The sequence below is a fragment of the Cupriavidus phytohabitans genome (assembly GCF_017815025.1).
Taxonomy (GTDB): Bacteria; Pseudomonadota; Gammaproteobacteria; order Burkholderiales; family Burkholderiaceae; genus Cupriavidus.
The window spans coordinates 1-2,364 of record NZ_JAGIQB010000152.1 but is presented as its reverse complement, the minus strand read 5'-3'; the positions used below and the strand labels follow the sequence as shown (position 1 = coordinate 2,364).

General features: G+C 56.2%; 1 protein-coding gene. It reads right to left on the bottom strand.

The window, feature by feature from the left end; translation table 11 throughout:
* Positions 1-243: 243 nt before the first annotated feature.
* Positions 244-1,656 (bottom strand): extracellular catalytic domain type 1 short-chain-length polyhydroxyalkanoate depolymerase, encoded by a 1,413-nt coding sequence (locus J8I34_RS33690; RefSeq protein ID WP_245176344.1) that lies wholly within the window; start codon positions 1,654-1,656, stop codon positions 244-246.
* Positions 1,657-2,364: the final 708 nt, after the last annotated feature.

Below are 2,364 nucleotides of genomic sequence, written 5' to 3'. Positions count from 1 at the left end.
GAAAAATAGCGAGCCCTTCAGCCTTGTAGAGGCAAGCTTCGCTTTTTGCGCGGCTAGTACTTCAGCAGCCTGTTAGGCCGACCTGCAGAAGCGCGTGCAGAGCGCGGATTGGGACGTAGCGAATCGGGGAAGCATTCCAATGCAGCTGGGGTCGCCTCCCGAACGGCGCGTACATAGCTTCAATGAGTTCTCTCAGAAGTATGTTTTGACAGATTGCCTCCCCAACTCGAATCGTGCCGTTGCTTATGGGCAATTGCCAATCACATAGTATCCGGCGGCTGTCTCAGCCAGAGTGTTGATATAGAAAAGATTATTCAATCCCATGCTTTGGTTTGAGCCATTCGTGTAAGCAAACCCGCCGACATCGTGTGCCCGACCGGCTTGCACGTGCGCATAGTTTGTGCCGGTGGTCGCCGTACAAGTAAAACTGGTCTTTGTTGTTGCCGAGATAGCAGCAGATTGCTGGCTTTCCCCTGCTGTGCCGTCGATCGCCGTCACAGTGTAGCTGTACGTAGTACCCGCTATCAGGTCCGAATCGGTGTAGCTCGTCGACGTGCTTGAGCCCACCTTCGTGCCATTGCGGTAAAGGTTGTAGCTGTTGGCGCTTGTCACGGCATTCCACGACAGCGATATTGTGTTGAGGGTCGTCCCGGCGACCGCCAGCCCAGTCGGCGCCGAACCCGCCTTTCCAGACCCGCTCCCGGCACGCAGATTGTTCTTAACCCAGAAGTCCATCACGAAGACAGGGTAGTTGATATGCGTGGCATCGACATAGTTGGTATTGTTGCCGCCAGTTCCAGCGGGCCATGCGTGTGCCATGCCGGCGACCGATATTTCGTGGGTGCGCACTTTGCCATTGCTATCGATATAAGGGGTGTTTGTGCCGCCCCCTGCTATTGATACCTTAGATCCCTGGGTGAAGCTGCCGCCGTAGAGCTGGCGGAAGGCCGAGGCTGCTATCGGGCCATATGCCGGCGCCACCGTGTAGTCCGAGGTTCCCCATACGGCGCCGGCAATCTGGCTGGAGAACTTACCGACGTTGGATCCGGCCCATTGCTTACATTTATTGCCTGCCGTCGTCGCGGTATAGCCACTAGGTACGAAGCCGATCTGGGCCGTCGTGGTTCCCGGCGTCGGACCGGCATTGATGCCAACGCCGGCAAAAATGTCCGGGGCGATACAGCCCAGGACCATGCTCATGCCGCCTCCAGAGGATAGGCCTGCCACGTATACCTGGTTGGGATCGATCGCATACTGGGCATTGGTAACAAAGCGGTTGACCAGATCCAGCAGTACGCCCACGTGTCCAGCGGTTCGGCTTGGCGACGCATTCGCATAGTCCCAGCAATGCTTGAAGTACACGTTGCCGCTTGCGTTAGGAGCAAGAATGACAGCGCCGTATTGATCGCCAATCGATTTCCAGTTGAACCCGCTCCCACTGGCATTATTGATCACGTCGCCGGAGGCAGTCTGCAAGCATCCGTGTAGCACTAGAACTAGAGCTCGCTTGCCATTGGGCGTGGAAGCCTGGCTCGCCGGCCAATAGAAATAGCCGGTCAGGTTTCCACCATTGACGGCGTCCGATGCCCACGTCTGCTCGCTACTCCACGTTCCGGGACCCGCCGTCGCTGCATGCAGCGAAAACGCTCCCAGCATCGTCGCAAGCGTGACTAACCCGGTCGCGAAGTATCGCCAACGCTGTCTCAGCATAGTGTCTCCCTTTTTTCTGATTTCTTCGAGTCACGGCAATGCCCTGACCCAAGGGGTCTGCAACAAGCCGGTTCGCACTTTAAGGACAACTGCTTAGTTTATGACAGGCCGGCGCATTCAAGAGAAGCCAGCCAGTCACTTGGCCAAGGCCGCCCACTTCTTTCGCGTCGTCTTTAACATGATACATGATTCATGTTTCATACTATGAAGCGCATCGAAAGAAAGTCAACCACTCGTTTACACTTAGTTCAATGGTTCGCAGCCCCGACCGACCATGGACACCAGAGCGTGAATCGCACCCCCCATTGAATCAGACGACATCCATGGCGGAGTAATCAGGATAGGGTCGGCCTAGTTTGGCACGTTGACGGAATCGCCACTTACTGCGATCAGGTCGCCTATTGCCCGTGTAACGATGGGCGGCAAGTCCGATGAAAGCATTTGCGGGCCAAGTATCGCCGTATTGCTTGCGCAGAGCTGATAGCGATTGGCAATCGTCGTGTAGTCATAGGGGGGGCTCTTTGACACGGTTTCAGCAAGAAAACCGTTCTGTATCAACAAGTTGTGCAAAGAGCCTGTAACTGCTCAATAACCCGGGGCAATCCCTCAGGCGCTGCGTCGCCCCTGACCGGGTTCATCGGGCCAGGATGCAGG

What these genes read in the sequence shown, in the direction of transcription:
- J8I34_RS33690 (WP_245176344.1), bottom strand. Translation starts at nt 1,656, where the DNA reads ATGCTGGGAGCGTTTTCGCTGCATGCAGCGACGGCGGGTCCCGGAACG.